Origin of the sequence: Streptomyces sp. NPDC127190, from assembly GCF_042672505.1 — a bacterium.
GTDB lineage: Bacteria > Actinomycetota > Actinomycetes > Streptomycetales > Streptomycetaceae > Streptomyces.
In genome coordinates, this window is record NZ_JBHXVE010000003.1 from 96,642 (window position 1) to 112,664 (window position 16,023).

At 73.2% G+C, this 16,023-nt stretch carries 14 protein-coding genes; 7 read left to right on the top strand and 7 right to left on the bottom strand.

From position 1 onward, the window contains the following. Positions 1-442: 442 nt before the first annotated feature. Positions 443-790: a hypothetical protein gene (locus ACFVIU_RS06205; RefSeq protein WP_385840953.1), complete on the top strand. Its 348-nt coding sequence runs from the start codon at positions 443-445 to the stop codon at positions 788-790. Between the two features lie 15 nt (positions 791-805). Here the strand turns inward: ACFVIU_RS06205 and ACFVIU_RS06210 are convergent, their stop codons facing one another. Next, a complete protein-coding gene (locus ACFVIU_RS06210) occupies positions 806-1,813 on the bottom strand; it encodes an MASE1 domain-containing protein (RefSeq protein ID WP_385840954.1) in 1,008 nt (335 codons plus the stop codon). A 121-nt stretch (positions 1,814-1,934) separates the two neighbouring features. Beyond that, entirely contained in the window at positions 1,935-2,765 is an 831-nt protein-coding gene (locus tag ACFVIU_RS06215) for a PP2C family protein-serine/threonine phosphatase (protein WP_385840955.1), read from the bottom strand. A gap of 299 nt (positions 2,766-3,064) precedes the next feature. Between ACFVIU_RS06215 and ACFVIU_RS06220 the strand changes: the two genes are divergently transcribed. Continuing rightward, positions 3,065-3,379 (top strand): hypothetical protein, encoded by a 315-nt coding sequence (locus ACFVIU_RS06220; protein ID WP_385840957.1) that lies wholly within the window; start codon positions 3,065-3,067, stop codon positions 3,377-3,379. A 215-nt stretch (positions 3,380-3,594) separates the two neighbouring features. Here ACFVIU_RS06220 and ACFVIU_RS06225 read toward each other — a convergent pair whose 3' ends face one another. Then, positions 3,595-4,806 (bottom strand): hypothetical protein, encoded by a 1,212-nt coding sequence (locus tag ACFVIU_RS06225; RefSeq protein ID WP_385840958.1) that lies wholly within the window; start codon positions 4,804-4,806, stop codon positions 3,595-3,597. 184 nt (positions 4,807-4,990) lie between these two features. Between ACFVIU_RS06225 and ACFVIU_RS06230 the strand changes: the two genes are divergently transcribed. After that, the gene (locus ACFVIU_RS06230; RefSeq protein WP_385840959.1) at positions 4,991-6,436 is read left to right on the top strand and encodes a glyceraldehyde-3-phosphate dehydrogenase; all 1,446 of its coding nucleotides are present in this window, start codon (positions 4,991-4,993) and stop codon (positions 6,434-6,436) included. A 182-nt stretch (positions 6,437-6,618) separates the two neighbouring features. On the opposite strand, the gene ACFVIU_RS06235 is transcribed toward ACFVIU_RS06230, so the two are convergent. Both ACFVIU_RS06235 and ACFVIU_RS06240 read right to left on the bottom strand, forming a co-directional pair. Continuing rightward, positions 6,619-8,541: a collagenase gene (locus ACFVIU_RS06235; RefSeq protein ID WP_385840960.1), complete on the bottom strand. Its 1,923-nt coding sequence runs from the start codon at positions 8,539-8,541 to the stop codon at positions 6,619-6,621. 169 nt (positions 8,542-8,710) lie between these two features. After that, the gene (locus ACFVIU_RS06240) at positions 8,711-9,661 is read right to left on the bottom strand and encodes a LysR family transcriptional regulator (RefSeq protein WP_385840961.1); all 951 of its coding nucleotides are present in this window, start codon (positions 9,659-9,661) and stop codon (positions 8,711-8,713) included. Between the two features lie 309 nt (positions 9,662-9,970). On the opposite strand from ACFVIU_RS06240, the gene ACFVIU_RS06245 reads away from it, so the two are divergent. The 4 genes from ACFVIU_RS06245 to ACFVIU_RS06260 all read left to right on the top strand — a co-directional run bounded on the left by ACFVIU_RS06245 (position 9,971) and on the right by ACFVIU_RS06260 (position 14,114). Continuing rightward, positions 9,971-11,272 carry a glycoside hydrolase family 27 protein gene (locus ACFVIU_RS06245; protein WP_385840962.1) on the top strand — a complete coding sequence of 434 codons (1,302 nt, stop codon included), beginning with the start codon at positions 9,971-9,973 and terminating at the stop codon, positions 11,270-11,272. A gap of 2 nt (positions 11,273-11,274) precedes the next feature. Further along, positions 11,275-12,285 carry a LacI family DNA-binding transcriptional regulator gene (locus ACFVIU_RS06250; RefSeq protein ID WP_385840963.1) on the top strand — a complete coding sequence of 337 codons (1,011 nt, stop codon included), beginning with the start codon at positions 11,275-11,277 and terminating at the stop codon, positions 12,283-12,285. 66 nt (positions 12,286-12,351) lie between these two features. Further along, entirely contained in the window at positions 12,352-12,921 is a 570-nt protein-coding gene (locus tag ACFVIU_RS06255) for a TetR/AcrR family transcriptional regulator (RefSeq protein WP_385840964.1), read from the top strand. 26 nt (positions 12,922-12,947) lie between these two features. Then, positions 12,948-14,114 (top strand): GDSL-type esterase/lipase family protein, encoded by a 1,167-nt coding sequence (locus ACFVIU_RS06260; RefSeq protein ID WP_385840965.1) that lies wholly within the window; start codon positions 12,948-12,950, stop codon positions 14,112-14,114. A 27-nt stretch (positions 14,115-14,141) separates the two neighbouring features. Here ACFVIU_RS06260 and ACFVIU_RS06265 read toward each other — a convergent pair whose 3' ends face one another. Together ACFVIU_RS06265 and ACFVIU_RS06270 are read right to left on the bottom strand one after the other, a co-directional pair. Beyond that, on the bottom strand, positions 14,142-14,789 hold the full coding sequence (locus ACFVIU_RS06265; RefSeq protein WP_385840966.1) for a class F sortase: 648 nt from the start codon (positions 14,787-14,789) through the stop codon (positions 14,142-14,144). Positions 14,790-14,931: 142 nt separating this feature from the next. Beyond that, positions 14,932-15,981, bottom strand: a complete 1,050-nt coding sequence (locus ACFVIU_RS06270; RefSeq protein ID WP_385840967.1) for a hypothetical protein — start codon at positions 15,979-15,981, stop codon at positions 14,932-14,934. Between the last annotated feature and the right edge of the window lie 42 nt (positions 15,982-16,023).

The following is a 16,023-nucleotide window of genomic DNA, read 5'->3' on the forward strand; positions in this document are numbered from 1 at the left end:
GGAGTCCCGGGCCGCCCGCCCCGCGGCACCACCCGAGACGGAACCCGCCTGCGACCCACCCGGGTGCAGAGGCGCGGCACCGGGGGCGCCTGCCAGCCCCTTCCCGTGGGCGGAGCCCACAGGCCAAGGCCCGCCGCCCGGGCCGGACTCATCTACCACGCCGTCACCGCCAGCGGACCCCGGGGGTAGAGGCACGGCGCCGGGGGCGCCTGCCGGTCCGTTGCCGTGGCCGGTCCCCAGCCCGCCGTCCCCACGCGCGGCTTCCCGATGCACAGGCCCGCCACCAGGCGAGGCCGTCCGCCGCTGGTCCATGCCGCCCCTGTCTCTCCGGTCCGGCCCGTGCCCGTGGCCGGGCCTTTCCATCGTCTCCCAGTGCCCCCGGGCGGCCGTTCGACACGCCGGGAGGCGTTGACGGCGGCCGCTCCCGGGTACCCGGCGCGGCATGGACGACAAGCACCGCAACCGACAGGGCGACGCGAGCGCTGCCGAGCGTGCCGCGCGCCGGCAGCGTGAGACGGACGGCGCACGGGCCTCCGCCGAGCCGTTCGAGTACCCGTACCCGGAGCGCCGGCCGGGGGTGCGGGCCCGGCGCCGGATCAGCGAGGCGCAGGCCGCCGCGGACATGCCGCCGGGTATCCCGGGCGGCTACGGCACGACCGGCGGCGGCCAGCCCGGCGCGACCGGTTCCGCGCATCCGCCGGTACGGCGGTCCGGGGACGCTCCCGAGGGCACGGGCTCGGCGGAGCCGGGCGGTGACGACGAGGGGCCGGTGAACCGCTCGCGGCGGTGACCCCGGCGAAGGAATCTAGGGCCAGGGGCGGTCGAAGGGCTCGTCGGTGCCGGGGTGCGGGCGCGGGGGCGGGGGCGGGGGCTCGCCGGCGGTGAGGTGTTCCAGCACCTCGACCAGTTCCTGGCATGCCTTCTCCACCGAGTTGCGGGTGTTGCGCTGCTCGGTGATCAGGGCGGACAGCAGCAGCGCGGTGAGGGCCATGGAGCCGTTGAACGCCTGGAGCTTCGCCATGGTCTCGATCCGGTCGAGCCCGGCGAAGGCGCCGACGCCGTCCGTCGCGGCGACCGTCGCCAGCACGGACGTCAGCAGGGCGCACAGCGCGCTGCCCACCAGCTGGAAGCGCAGGGCGGCCCAGATGAGCAACGGGTAGACGAGGAACAGCAGGCTGATCGAGCTGAAGGCGGCCAGCGGTACGAGAGCGCAGGCGACCAGCGTGAGCGCGGTCGCCTCCTTCCAGCGGCCCAGCGGCGGCAGCCGGCGCGCGCCGTACAACAGGAGCAGCAACGGCGTCACGATCAGTACACCCATCGCGTCGCCGACCCACCAGGCGAGCCAGACCGGCCAGAAGCTCTGGGCGGCCAGCTTGTCCGTGAGCACCAGGAGCCCGACGCCGACCGTCGCGCTGATCAGCATCGCGCCCAGCGCGCCCAGGAACACCAGGGCCACGCCGTCGCGCAACCGTCCGAGGTCGGGGCGGAAACGGGCCCGGCGCAGCAGCAGCGCGGCGCACAGCGGTGCGACGGTGCTGCCGAAGAGGACGCCGATCACGTCGAGGTGGGGGGTGGTGAGGGAGAGCACGACGAAGAAGGCGCCGAGCGTGATGCCGGGCCAGCAGCGCAGCCCGAGGATGAGCAGGGCGGCGACGGCTACGCCGGTCGGCGGATAGATGGGGGTGACGACGGCGCCCTCGACGGACAGCCCGCGCAGCAGCCCGAGCCGGCCGGCCACGTAGTAGCAGGCCGCGACGGCCAGCACCTGGACGGCATAGGCGCCCGGCCGGCGCAGTTCCTCGATACCCACCACAGCAGCAATCTCACACCGCCGGGCGCGGGTCGGCGAGGCGAGAGACGCCACGGTCCGGCCCTATGGCTGAACCCGGCGCCCGGCCCGGGCGGCGGATCCGCGGCGGGCGGCCCGGGCCCGTTCAGGGACGCGTGCCGGGCCCGTCGAGGCCCACGACGAGGACGGCGGCGTCGTCCTCGTGTCCGACGCTCTCGGCGCCCTTGATCACGGCGGCGGCCAGTGCCGGGGCCGCCAGACCGGCGACGGCGGCGATGCCCGCGAGGCGCACCACCTGGTCCAGGCCGGCCTCGATCGCCAGCGAGGGTCCCTCCACCACCCCGTCCGTGACCAGCACGAACACTCCGCCGGTGGTGAGCCGGTGCCGGGTGACGGGGTAGTCGAAGCCCCGCTCGATGCCGAGCGGCGGTCCGCCCTCGTCGTCGACGACGCCGGACTTTCCGTCGGCCGTGGCCCACACGGAGGGGATGTGCCCGGCGCGGGCGCTCTCCAGCACGCCGGTTTCCGGGTCGAGCCGCATGAAGGTGCAGGTGGCGAAGAGGTCGCTGCCGAGTGCGAGCAGCAGCTCGTTGGTGCGGGCCAGCAGCTCGCCGGGTTCACCGGTGACGGTGGCGAGTGCGCGCAGCCCGGCCCGGACCTGGCCCATGAAGGCGGCGGCCTCGATGTTGTGCCCCTGGACGTCGCCGATGGACAGCCCGATCCTGCCGTCGGGGAGGGTGAACGCGTCGTACCAGTCGCCGCCCACGTTGAGGCCGAGGTTGGCCGGCGCGTACCGGACGGCGAGGTGCAGTCCGGGTGCGGTGGGCAGGTCCCGGGGCAGCATGCCGCGCTGGAGTGCGATGGCCAGCTCGACCTGGGTGCGCTGAAGCTCCGCGCGCTGACGTGCCTGGGCGGTCAGCGAGCCGAGTCTGGCCAGCAGCTCGTCGCCGTCGTCCGTGGAGCGCTTGCGGGGCATCGGTCACTTCCGGCAGGGCGGGGCCCGGGAAGCACCCGCCTGAACATTCGGCAAACGCCTCGATTTTACCTATATATGATGATCTCGCCCATAGGGGACGGTCTCGGCCGGGCGCGGCCCCTCGTGGGGTACTCACCCGAACGGTGGACGTATCCGTGTCGGCCCGGGGGATGCGCGGGGCCGTGGGTGTGAGATGGCGGTGGCGGTCCCGGCCGGCTCCCCGGTCCGGCCCCGGACCGCTTCCCCCACTCATTCGCTTCGCGTGGGATCACGCGCGAAGGACCACGAAGGACATCTCCATGCGTCTGTGTCGTCCGCTCGTCGCCGTCCTCGGCGGGCTCGTCCTCTCCGTGACCACCATGGGTTCCGCGCTCGCCGCGGACGGCACGTTCGTGTGGATCGGCCCCCAGGGCAAGGCGTACGCCATCGACAGCCCGCCGGACAACAAGTGCTTCGACATGGGCCAGGAGGCGCGTGGCCCGCGCAACTCCACGAAGAAGCCGCTGGTCGTCTACGCGAAGAAGAAGTGCCAGGGCGCGGCGCTGCGGCTCGCCCCCGGCCATGCGGCGCCCGACAGCAGGCACTTCGCCAGCGTGGTGTTCAACCCGCGCTGACCGGCACGGCCCGGCTCCGCCGGGAAACCGGGCGGCACGTGGACGCTCCCGCGTCGGCGTGCCGCCCGTGCCGTGTCCTTTGGCCCTGGGGAAATCCAGGCACCAGCCACCGGCCGTCCGGTGGCTTTCGTCGTTTCGGCGGCGGGGCCCTCCGGCGCCCGCCCGGTGGGCGGCGCGGCCCCCGTCGGTACGAGCGGACGGGGGCCGGTGGCGGCTCACAGCGGGGAGTGGGCCACCGCCGTCACATAGGCGCCGAACAGCAGGGACACGATGGTGAGGGCGCCGTACACGACCACCGCCTGGGCGGGCCGCACCCGCCAGGTCCGGGTGAGCGCGCGGGCCATCGGGATGAGCAGCGGGAAGGCCGGCAGCAGGAACCGCGGCTTGGAGGAGAAGGAGCCGGAGCCGCCGAGCACGAGCAGGATCAGGATCCCGGTGAAGACCACCAGGACCAGCGGGGCCCGGTCCAGGCACAGCAGCGCGAACAGCAGCAGGCTCGCGGCGACGATCATCAGGGCGGCCGGGTAGACGACGCCGCCGCCGTGCAGCAGCAGGGCTTTGACGAAGTGCAGGGCGCCGACGCCGAAGTCGAAGCGCGAGTCCCAGGCGCTCTGCACCGTGAAGTAGCCGCCGAACACGTCGCCGGTCTGGCTGCCGACCCACAGCACATAGCCGAACCAGCCGAGGGGGGCCAGCAGCGCACCGGCCCACAGCCGTGCCGGGACCCGGCCGCGCTGCCGCACCACCTCGACGGCGGCGGCCAGGATGACGGCGCCGGCCAGCGCGAACCCGCTGGGCCGGGAGAGGCCCGCGGCCGCGGCCAGCGCACCGGCCCACACCCAGCGGCGGGTGAGCACGCAGTACAGGGACCAGACGGCGAGCGCGGCGAACAGCGACTCGGTGTAGGCGATGGTCAGTTCGACGGCGTGCGGCATGACGGCCCACAGCCCGACCAGCACGGTGGCGACACCCCGCCCGTACAGGTGGTGGCCGATGACGTAGACGCCGTACGCCGCCACGCCCGCGGCGATCCAGGCGATGACCATGGCGGCCTGGCCCGGAGTGAGCGGCAGGACGGTGATCAGCGCCTTGATGAGGGCGGGATACAGCGGGAAGAACGCCCAGTCGACCTGGACGGCGCCCTCGGGCGTGATCCAGATGAGATGGCCGTAGCCCTGGCCGGCGATGTGCAGATACCAGCGGGAGTCCCAGGAGTGGGCGAGGTTCTTGACCAGCGGGTGGCCGCGCGCCGCGTTGGTGAGGATCACCGTGAGCACCCCGGCGAGCCGGACCGCCGCGAACAGGGCGAGGGCCGGGAGTGCCCCCTCGGGGATCCCGCGCCGGGCGATCCGGGGCAGGGCCGGTGGACGGCGGAGGGGACCGGACGGGGCGGTCGGCTCGGGCCGGGGTACGGATGAGGTGGTCACACTCTTGACCTTGAACACGCCGGGTAAGACGAGCAAATCGCGACCCGGGTTTCTTACGTACTTCCACCCCGATTCAGGAATCGGGGCAAACTTCCCGGCTCGCTCCCGGCTCCCGGCACCCCCCGCGGGGGCCCTCCGAGGTGTTGTTATCATCTGAGCGCTGCCTAGCTCGAAAGATGGATCTGTGACTGTCAACGACGACTCGTTCACCAACTGGAAGATCCGCGAGGAGATCGCGGAGTCGATGATCCCGCTCATCGGGAAGCTGCACCGCGAGCAGGACGTGACCGTCCTGCTGCACAGCCGCTCCCTGGTGAACAAGTCGGTGGTCAGCATCCTGAAGACGCACCGCTTCGCCCGGCAGATCGCCGGCGCGGAGCTGTCCGTCACCGAGACCATGCCGTTCCTGAAGGCCCTCACCACCCTCGACCTCGGGCCCTCGCAGATCGACCTCGGCATGCTCGCCACGCAGTACCAGGCCGACGACCGCGGCCTGAGCATCGAGGAGTTCACCGCCGAGGCCGTTGCCGGCGCGACCGGCGCCAACAAGATCGAGCGCCGTGAGCCGCGCGATGTCGTGCTGTACGGGTTCGGCCGCATCGGCCGGCTCGTCGCCCGCCTCCTCATCGAGAAGGCCGGCTCCGGCAACGGGCTGCGCCTGCGCGCCATCGTGGTCCGCGGCGGCGGCGCCCAGGACATCGTCAAGCGCGCCTCGCTGCTGCGCCGCGACTCCATCCACGGCCAGTTCCAGGGCACGATCACCGTGGACGAGGCCGAGAGCACGATCGTCGCCAACGGCAACGCCATCAAGGTGATCTACGCCGACGACCCGAGCGCCGTGGACTACACCGAGTACGGCATCCGGGACGCCATCCTCATCGACAACACCGGCAAGTGGCGCGACCGCGAGGGTCTGTCCAAGCACCTGCGCCCCGGTATCGAGAAGGTCGTGCTGACCGCGCCCGGCAAGGGCGACGTCCCCAACATCGTGCACGGCGTCAACCACGACACCATCAAGCCGGACGAGCAGATCCTGTCCTGCGCCTCCTGCACCACCAACGCGATCGTGCCGCCGCTGAAGGCCATGGACGACGAGTACGGCGTGCTGCGCGGCCATGTGGAGACGGTCCACTCGTTCACCAACGACCAGAACCTGCTGGACAACTACCACAAGTCCGAGCGCCGGGGCCGCTCCGCGCCGCTCAACATGGTGATCACCGAGACCGGTGCCGCCTCCGCCGTCGCCAAGGCGCTGCCCGACCTCAAGGCGAAGATCAGCGGCAGCTCGATCCGGGTGCCGGTGCCGGACGTCTCGATCGCGATCCTCAACCTCCAGCTGGCCCGCGAGGCCACCCAGGAGGAGGTGCACGACTACCTGCGCGAGGTGTCGCTGACCTCGCCGCTCAAGCGCCAGATCGACTTCACCACGGCGCCCGACGCGGTCTCCAGCGACTTCATCGGCTCGCGGCACGCCTCGATCGTGGACGCCGGCGCCCTCAAGGTCGACGGCGACAACGCGATCCTCTACCTCTGGTACGACAACGAGTTCGGCTACTCCTGCCAGGTGGTCCGGGTCGTCCAGCACGTCTCGGGCGTGGAGTACCCGACGTACCCGGCCACGGCCGTCTGACGCCGGGCCCGACACGCGCTGCGGGGGGGGGGGGGGGGGGGGGGGGGGCGGCGGGGGGCGCGGGGGGGGGGGGGGGGGGCCGCGGGGGCGGGGGGGGGCGCGCCCGCCCCCCCGCCCCCCGCGCGGCGGCCCCGCCCGCGGGGGCGCCGGCGCGCCCGCCCGCCGTGCTGTGGCGCGTGCGCTCAGGCCCTGGCGGGCCGGGCGCAGGCGCCCGCGGCACACGCCGTGAGCCACTGGTCGAAGTCGGCGTCGTAGCGGGTGCCGATGCCGTCGTGGTAGACGGCATAGCCGCCGGCGTAGTCACCGGCGCGGAACCGGGCCAGCATGCGCTGGATGTCGTCGGGGTGCCGCTCGGCCATGTAGCGCACGGCCAGGTAGCCCCACGGGTAGGTGCGGGTCACGTCGCTGTTCGCGTAGGTGTTCTCGAAGAGCGTGCTCAGCGTGTAGGTGTGCTTGGCCGCCTCCTGGGCCGCCTGCTCGTCGGGCAGGTTGCGGTAGCTGTAGGAGACGTACTCGGCCACACCCTCGATCCACCACACGTCCGGCACCGAGACCTGCTGGTCGAAGTCGCCCTTCATGTCGTCGCGGGCGTCCAGGAAGTGCGTGTACTCGTGGTTGAGGTTCCAGATCCGGGCCGTGAAGCCGTCGTCGTAGTTCTTCTGGTACATGATCGACGTGACGTGGTTGGCCGGATCCGAGGGGTTGCCGTCCAGGGTCATGCCGCCGTTGTCGGTGCCGATGCCGTAGATCGGGCCCGCGTAGGTCTGGTAGTCGGCGCGGCTGGCGAAGACGACCAGCTCGATCGTGGACACGTACTGGCCGGGTATCGGGCCGCCGGCCTTCACCAGGGTGCGGAAGTAGGCGCTCTGGTTCACCACGCTGGAGCAGGCCGCGTCCAGCTCGGCGGCGGTGAGGGACTGGGCGCGCAGGGTGACGTTCGCGTCGCAGCGGTGGGTGACCGGCAGCACGGCCGCGGTCAGCCTGGCCGGCAGGTCGCAGACGTCGTAGTACGCGCAGTTCGCGGCGTCGTAGGAGTTCGCCTGGGTGGCCACGGCCACCCACAGCGCGGCCGTCGGACCGGTCATCGCGGTCGCGTGCAGCAGGTCCCGGGTCAACGGCGCGACCTCGTCGTGGAGTTCGGGGTGCTCGACGTAACGGGCCAGGTTCATCCCGGCGTTGGCGTCCAGGAAGGCCAGGTCGGTGCCCAGCTGGTCGGTGTTGGCGAGGGCGAAGTCGTACAGGGTGTCGACGATGCCCGGGTCGGCCTCGACCGCCCGGACGTACTCCGGGTTCCAGTTGCCGCGCCACAGCGGTGTGTAGGCGTCGTTGACGGCCCGGACCATGCTGGGGATCGCGTCGTAGGAGCTGTCGTAGTCCTCCAGCAGCCGCCGGTAGACGTCCAGGTAGCGGCCCTGCTGGTCGGCGCTGTCGGTGAGGATGACGGTCTCGCCGAGGATGTCGCCGTTGACCGCGCTGACGTCCGCCGAGTGCGGGCGGGCGAAGAAGGCGTCCAGGCCGGCCGTGACGGCGGTGGTCAGACGCGCGCTGTACGGCCCCACGTCCGCGGAGTGGTTGAACTGGACGTAGTAGCCGGCGCGCAGGAAGAGGACCAGCTGCTCCAGGCTGCCGGAGTTGTCGCCGCCGTACCGTCCGGCGGTGCGGGTGAACGCCTTGGCGACGGTCGCCATCTGCGCCTCGCGGAAGACGTCGTGCGCGTCCTTGCCGGTGACCGAGAAGAGGGTGTTGACGCAGTCCGTGGTCGATGCCTGCACGAAGGAGACCAGGGCGGAACCGGTACGGCCGCCGAAGTCCGCCGGGGTGCAGGAGGCGGCCCGGGGCGAGCGGTGCGCCGGCCGGCCCGCCGGCGGCTGCCGGGGCGGGAGCTGGGCCGGGCTCAGCCGCCGGGGCTGGGTGGCGGGGCGCTCGTCGGCCGCGGTGGCGGCGCCGGTCGGCGAGGGGACGGCCGGGCGGGTGTGCGATCCGGGGGCCGGGCCGGTGTGCGGTCCGGGGGCCGCCAGCGCCGGGGTGGTCAGCAGACCGGCCACGGTCGCGCAGACGGCCGCGGCGCCGGCCAGGCGTCCGGGCAGCGCGAAGCGATAGCGCATCGGGAGTCCTCCACGAAAAGATGCGCCTCTGTGGGGTGTTGAGGCGTGTGAGGCACTGTCTCAGCGGGTCACCCGCGCCAACAATGCCGTGTGACATAGCACATGACACCGGCCGCTCATAACATCGCGCCGTCCCCGTGATCCGTCGGCGCGGGGCGGGCCGGGCCGCTCACGCCCCGGCGACGCTCCACGTCCGCGAGGCCCAGCTGCGCAGGTGGGGCGCCTGGGCGACGAGGTCGCGGTAGGCGGCGGTGGCGGATTGCAGCACCGTGTCCACCACCTCGTCGTCGACCGCGTCGGGCCGCCAGGCGAGCACATAGCGGCACCACAGCGGGGAGCCGGCCAGCGGCTTGACGACGACCTGCGGAACCGGGCGGAAGGTCGGCTGCACCAGGGAGACCCCGAGACCGTCGGCGATCATGCTTTGCAGCTGGTTCTGGTCGCCGAGGAACTCGTGGACGGCGACCGGGCTGAATCCGGCCGCCGCGCAGGCGTCGTAGAACACCCCGGGCCAGCCCGCGCCGTCGTCCGGCGTCACGAACCAGGCGTCCTCCGCGAGGTCGGCGAGCTGCACCTGGGCGCACTGGCGGAGCCGGTGCCGGGCGGGGAGGGCCACGAACGTCGGCTCGGTGACGATCCCGCGGTGCCGCACGGCGCCGGAGTGCCGCAGCTCCATACCGGGGTAGTCGGCGGCGATGGCGGCGTCCACCGCGCCCTCCTCCAGCAGCTCCACGATCCGCGAGGACGCGTAGACGCTGTTGACGGCGAGGGACAGCTCCGGCAGCCGGGCCCGGATCCCGGAGACCGTGCCGGAGAGCATGGGCGAGTTGGTCGCGGCGACGCGCAGGGTACGGCGGGGCCGGGCGGCCGGGCGGTGGCCGATGGCGTCGGCGCGGGCCAGCACGTCCCGGGCCTGGGCGACGACCTCGGCGCCGTATCCGGTCGGCCGCACCCCGCTGGTGCCGCGTTCGAACAGCGGCTCGCCCAGGTGGCGTTCGATGCGGCGGAGCTGGGTGCTCACGGCGGGCTGCGAGTACCCCAGATGCGCGGCGGCGCGGCCCACACTGCCCGCGTCGGCGATCGCGCAGAGCACCCGCAGATGCCGCAGCTCCAACTCCATCGGGCCACTCCCCGTCTTGTCCCGGGGGTTTCGCACAGGGCCTGCGGCACTGACGAAACCCCTGCTCACAGCCGTTGCCGACCGGGGTCGTGGCCGGCGCACGAAGCGTCGCACCACGCCCCGTGTCCACACAAGTCGTCCCTCCGCCGTCCTGGCGTGCCCCACCCCTTGACGCCCCCGCGCTCCGATGCGACTTTTTTATCGATACAAAGGATCTCGGAGGGCCCGCCGAGGTAAGCCTCACCCTGCCATCGCACTCCTTCGTCACCGTCCGGACCCCTGTGGCCCGGCACAGTAAGGAAGCCCCCGATGACACCCCCGGACCGCCCCCTGCCCGACCGGCGCTCCCGCCCCCCGATAGGCTGGAACAGCTGGGACTGCTACGGCCCCACCGTCACCGAGGCCGAGGTGCTCGCCAACGCCGCCTTCCTCGCCGAGCACCTGCTCCCGTACGGCTGGGACACCGTGGTGGTCGACATCCAGTGGTACGAGCCCACCGCCCGCGCCCACGGCTACAACCCGGACGCCCCGCTGGTCCTCGACGGATACGGCCGCCAGCTGCCCGCACCGAACCGCTTCCCCTCCGCCGCGGGCGGAGCGGGCTTCGCGCCGCTGGCCCGCCAGGTGCACGACCTCGGACTCCGCTTCGGCCTGCACATCATGCGGGGCATCCCGCGCCGGGCCGTCGCCGCCCGGCTGCCCGTCGCCGGTACGGAGTTCACCGCCGACCAGATCGCCGACACCGGCTCGGTCTGCCCCTGGAACACCGACAACTACGGCCTGAACCACAGCCATCCGGGCGCCCAGGCCTACTACGACGCCCAGGTGGCCCAGTTCGCGCGGTGGGGCGTCGACTTCATCAAGGCCGACGACATGCTCTGCCCGTACCACGAACGGGAGATCACCGCCTACGCCCGCGCGATCGAGCGCAGCGGACGCCCGATGGAGCTGAGCCTGTCCCCCGGCACCGACGTCTCCCTGGCCCACCTGGACCACCTGCGCGAGCATGCCACCATGTGGCGGGTCTGCGACGACCTGTGGGACCGGTGGGAGGACGTCGAGGCCCAGTTCGCCCGGATGGCCCGCTGGGCCCCCTGGCAGGGCCCGGGCGGCTGGGCGGACGCCGACATGCTGCCCCTCGGCCGGATCGGCATCCGTGCCGAAGTCGGCGACGACCGGCTGTGCCGCCTGACCCGGCCCGAGCAGATCAGCCTGCTCACCCTGTGGCTGATCTCCCGGTCGCCGCTGATGATGGGCGGCGACCTGCCCACCAGCCCGCCCGAGACCATCGGACTGCTCACCAACGCCGAGGCGCTGGCCGTGCTGTGGCACAGCACCGGCAACCGCGAGGTGCTGCGCGAGCGCGACCTGGTGCTGTGGACCGCCGGGGACACCGACGGCCGTACCCGCTACGCGGCGGTGTTCTCGCTGGCCGACGCACCCCGCCGGTACGAGGTGCCGCTCGGCTCGGTCGGTGCCCGGCCCGGCGACCGGGTGCGGGAGCTGTGGAGCCGCACCGACGTCGGGCACGACGGCCGTCACCTGACCGTCGACCTGCCCGCCCACGGCGCCGCCCTCTATCGTCTCGCGGAGGACGACGGGCGGGAGTGAGCGTGGCAACCATCCAGGACGTGGCGAGGGCCGCCGGGGTGTCCGCGATGACCGTCTCCAACGTCATCAACGACCGTCCCCATGTCCGCCCGGCCACCCGGCAGCGCGTCCTGGAGGCGATGGCCCGGCTCGACTACCGGGTCAACGTGGCGGCCCGCAACCTGCGTACGGGCCGCACCGGGACCATCGGTCTCGCCGTGCCCGAGGTGAACCTGCCGTACTACGGCCGGCTGGCCGCCGCCCTCATCGCCGCGGCCGGCCGGCACGGTCTGCGGGTGAGCATCGAGCAGACCGGGGCCCGCCGGGAGAACGAGCTGGCGGCGCTGGCGCTGTCCCGCAACCGGCTCTACGACGGCCTGATCCTGAGCACGGTCGGCATGGGGCAGGCCGATGTGGCGGCGCTCCGGGTGGACCACCCGGTGGTGATCCTCGGCGAGCGGATCTTCGGCGGTCCGGTGGACCATGTCGCGATGCCCAATGTCGAGGCGTCCGCCGCCGCCACCCGGCATCTGCTCGAGCGGGGCTGCCGGCGGGTGGCCGTCGTCTGCGGGGAACTGGGCACGGAGGTCGATGTGTCGAGCCTGCGGCACACCGGTTACCGGCAGGCGCTGCGCGCCGCCGGGCTGCCCGACGCCCCGGAGCTGGTGCGCACGGTTCCGGCGCTGACCATGGCGGCGGCCGCCCGGCAGGCGCGGGCCATGGTGGCGGAGGGGCTGGACTTCGACGGGGTGTTCTGTGTGACGGATTCCGTCGCGATCGGCGTGCTGCGCGGCCTGGCCGACGCCGGGGTGCGGGTGCCGCAGCAGGTGAAGGTGATCGGATTCGACAACGTCGACGAGAGCGCGTTCCTGATCCCTTCCCTGTCCACGGTGGACCCGGACCATGAGCTGATGGCCGGGCGTGCGGTCGATCTGCTGGTCGCGCGGATGGGCGGGGCGGGCCCGGTGGCGGACCAGGAGGAGTTCGTCAGCCGCTTCTCCCTGGTCGCCCGCGAGTCCACGGCCGACCTATAACCTTCTTGCATCTGCCTATAGTGTTTAGGAAAGTAGGCAATCACTGTCGGCAGAGGGAGCGGGATCATGGTGCGCGCAGGGCTGACCACGGAACGGCTGGTCCGTGCGGGCGCGGAGCTGGCCGACGAGGTCGGCTTCGACCAGGTCACCGTCTCGGCGCTGGCCCGGCGGTTCGACGTGAGGACCGCGAGCCTGTACTCGCATCTGAAGAGCTCCCAGGACCTGAAGACCCGGATCGCGCTGCTCGCCCTGGACGAGCTGGCCGACCTCTCCGCCGAGGCGCTCGCCGGCCGGGCCGGCAAGGACGCCCTGCGCGCCTTCGCCGATGTCTTCCGCGACTACGCCCGCGCCCACCCCGGCCGTTCCGCGGCCGCCCGCCACCCGCTGGACGCCGAGGCCGCCGCCGCGAGCGGGGGTGTCCGGATCGCCCAGCTCACCCGGGCCGTGCTGCGCGGCTACGAGCTGTCCGAACCCGACCAGACCCATGCGGTCCGGCTCCTCGGCAGCGTCTTCCACGGCTACGTCGACCTGGAGACCGCCGGGGGATTCAGCCACAGCGCCCCCGACTCCCAGGAGTCCTGGGAGCGCATCGTGGACGCCCTCGACTCCCTGCTGCGCACGTGGCCCACCCGCTGACCCCCGTTTCGAAGAGCAGGCCGACCATGCAGACCATCCCCCTCACCGCCGCGCTCGTCCGTGGCGCCCTCGACCTGGAGCGCACCGCCCACGGGCTGCTGCCGCACCGGCTGCCGGCCCGGGCCCGCGCCCAGTGCGCCGACCCGCAGCTGGCCATGGCGGAGTCCCAGCCCTCCGGCGTACGCGTCCTGTTCCGCTCCCGCGCCACCGCCGTGGAGCTGGACACCCTGCCCACCAAGCGGGTGTACACCGGGGCGCCGCCACGCCCGGACGGCGTCTACGAGCTGCTCCTCGACGGCCGCCCGGCCGGCCGCGCCACGGCCTGTGGCGGCAACACCCTCACGATCGACCTGCGCACCGGTACGGCCGAACACCGGCCGGGTCCGGTCGGCACCGTCCGCTTCACCGGGCTGCCGGACGCCGACAAGGACGTGGAGATCTGGCTGCCGCACAACGAGACGACGGAGCTGGTCGCACTGCGCACCGACGCGCCGGTGGAGCCGGTGCCCGACCGGGGCCGCCCGGTGTGGCTGCACCACGGCAGCTCGATCAGTCACGGCTCCGACGCGGCGAGCCCCACCACCACCTGGCCGGCGCTCGCCGCGTCCCTCGGCGGGGTGGAGCTGATCAATCTGGGGCTGGGCGGCAGCGCGCTCCTCGACCCGTTCACCGCCCGTGCGCTGCGTGACACCCCGGCCGACCTGATCAGCGTCAAGATCGGCATCAATCTCGTCAACACGGACCTGATGCGGCTGCGCGCCTTCGGACCCGCCGTGCACGGCTTCCTCGACACCGTGCGCGAGGGCCATCCCGACACACCGCTGCTGGTGGTCTCGCCGATCCTGTGCCCGATCCACGAGGACACGCCGGGCCCCAGCGTCCCGGACCTGGCCGCCCTGGGCGAGGGCCGGCTGAGCTTCCGGGCCGCCGGGGACCCGGCGGAGACGGCGAGCGGAAAGCTCACCCTGCGCGTCGTACGGGAGGAGCTGGCCCGGATCGTGCGCGCACGGGCCGCCGAGGACCCGAACCTGCACCACCTGGACGGCCGGGAGCTGTACGGCGAGGCCGACGTCGCCGAGCTGCCGCTGCCCGACGGCCTCCATCCGGACGCCGCCGCGCACCGCCGGATCGGCGAGCGGTTCGCGGCGCTGGCGTTCGCCGCGGACGGCCCGCTGGCCCGGCGGGCCGCCTGACCCGGATCTCCCGTCCTCGACCTCCCGTCAGATGAGGTGGGCGAAGACGACCAGGTTGTCGGTGTAGTCCCGGACCGTGTGGTCGTAGTCCCCGGCGCAGGTGATGAGCCGGACCTCGGCGCGGGGCGTGTCGGCGTACACGCGTTTGCTGGGGAAGTCGTTCTTCGCGAAGGTCTCGGTGTCGTCCACGACGAAGTCGGCCTGCCGTCCGTCGTCCCGCTGCACGGAGAAGGTGTCCCCGCGTTTCAGTTCGTCGAGGTTGGCGAAGACGGCGGCGGAGACCGCGGTGTCGACGTGTCCGGCGATCACCGCGGTGCCCTGCTCGCCGGGCGCGGCGCCCTTGGCGTACCAGCCGACGAGGTTGGTGTCGCCGGCCGGCGGGGGCTCGAGCTGCCCGTTCGCGGCGAGCGTCAGCGGGACGAAGGGGGCGTCCACGGAGATCTTCGGGATGAGCAGGCGGGTCGGTGTGGCCCGGGGCAGTGCCGTGCCGACCCGGTGCGGGTCGGCCGGCGCGGCGGCGCGGGCGCCCGCCGCCCGGGGGGCCTCGGAGATGCCGTTCGTGGCGTGGTGACCGCCGAGCACGCTGAAGGCGAGGGCGGCGGCCGCGGCGACCCACAGGGTCAGCCGCCCTCCGCGGCCGGACGTGCGCTCGGGGGAAGACGGATCTGCTGCCATCGGACACCACCTCACTCGGGCACGGCAGTACGGGGATCAGGACAGGGCGGGGATCCGGCGTGGCACCGGGCGCCGGGGGCGCGGGCCGCCGACACGACGTACGCGTCGGCGGCGACCGCGGTCCCGGGCGCAGGCCCGCCGGTCACGACGCCGGCTGGGCGGCCTTCTTGCGGCGCAGCGCGTACGCGCCGGCGGCACCTACGAGGAGCACGCCGATCCCGCCCGCGGTGACACCGGGGTTGGCGAGCGCTCCGCCACCGGTGTGCATGCCGCCGTGCGGGCGGTCGTGGTCGGAGCCGTAGTCCTCCTGGCCGCGGCCGCTGCCGTGGTCCTTGTCCCGGTAGCTGTCGGGGTCGAAGCGGCTGTCGTCGCGGCCGGAGCCGGAGCCCCAGTCGTCACCGCGCAGCACCGTGGCGAGCGCTCCGCCGCCCGTGTGCACGCCGCCGCGCGGCTCGTCGTGCCCACGCTCGTTGCCGCGCTCGTTGCCGCGCTCGTCGTCGTCGCCCCGGCCGTGGTCGGAACCCTCGTCCCGGCCGTGCTCGGAGTCTTCACCACGGTCACTGTCGGATCCCCGGTCGTGACCCCGCACCGTCGCCAGCGCGCCACCACCCGTGTGCACCCCGCCACGCGGCTCGTCGTGCCCACGCTCGTTGCCACGCTCGTTGCCGCGCTCGTCGTCGTCGCCCCGGCCGTGGTCGGAACCCTCGCCACGGCCGTGCTCAGAGTCCTCGCCACGGTCACTGTCGGAGCCCCGGTCGTGACCCCGCACCGTCGCCAGCGCGCCACCACCCGTGTGCATCCCGCCGCGCGGCTCGTCGTGTCCGCGCTCGTTGCCACGCTCGTTGCCACGCTCGTCGTCGTCGCCCCGGCCGTGGTCCGAGCCCTCGTCCCGGCCGTGCTCAGAGTCCTCGCCACGGTCACTGTCGGAGCCCCGGTCGTGACCCCGCACCGTGGCGAGCGCTCCGCCACCCGTGTGCATCCCGCCGCGCGGCTCGTCGTGTCCGCGCTCGTTGTCGTGGCCCGAGCCGTGATCATTGTCGTGGTCGGAGTCGTTGTCGTGGTCCCTGCTGTACGAGGAGTCGTCACGCCCCCCGTCGTCGCCCGCGACCGCGGCGAGTGCCGCCCCGGGCGTGGCGAAGGCGAGGGCTGCGGCGGTGGCCGCCGTGGCAAGAAGCATGCGGGCAGAACGCATAGTCATGTCCTTCCGCCGTTACCGGGCAGCGGATACGGCATC

Coding starts and splice junctions, on each gene's coding strand:
- ACFVIU_RS06220 (WP_385840957.1), top strand. CDS start 3,065: ATGCGTCTGTGTCGTCCGCTCGTCGCCGTCCTCGGCGGGCTCGTCCTC.
- ACFVIU_RS06270 (WP_385840967.1), bottom strand. CDS start 15,981: ATGCGTTCTGCCCGCATGCTTCTTGCCACGGCGGCCACCGCCGCAGCC.
- ACFVIU_RS06265 (WP_385840966.1), bottom strand. CDS start 14,789: ATGGCAGCAGATCCGTCTTCCCCCGAGCGCACGTCCGGCCGCGGAGGG.
- ACFVIU_RS06205 (WP_385840953.1), top strand. CDS start 443: ATGGACGACAAGCACCGCAACCGACAGGGCGACGCGAGCGCTGCCGAG.
- ACFVIU_RS06235 (WP_385840960.1), bottom strand. CDS start 8,541: ATGCGCTATCGCTTCGCGCTGCCCGGACGCCTGGCCGGCGCCGCGGCC.
- ACFVIU_RS06260 (WP_385840965.1), top strand. CDS start 12,948: ATGCAGACCATCCCCCTCACCGCCGCGCTCGTCCGTGGCGCCCTCGAC.
- ACFVIU_RS06255 (WP_385840964.1), top strand. CDS start 12,352: ATGGTGCGCGCAGGGCTGACCACGGAACGGCTGGTCCGTGCGGGCGCG.
- ACFVIU_RS06215 (WP_385840955.1), bottom strand. CDS start 2,765: ATGCCCCGCAAGCGCTCCACGGACGACGGCGACGAGCTGCTGGCCAGA.
- ACFVIU_RS06245 (WP_385840962.1), top strand. CDS start 9,971: ATGACACCCCCGGACCGCCCCCTGCCCGACCGGCGCTCCCGCCCCCCG.
- ACFVIU_RS06240 (WP_385840961.1), bottom strand. CDS start 9,661: ATGGAGTTGGAGCTGCGGCATCTGCGGGTGCTCTGCGCGATCGCCGAC.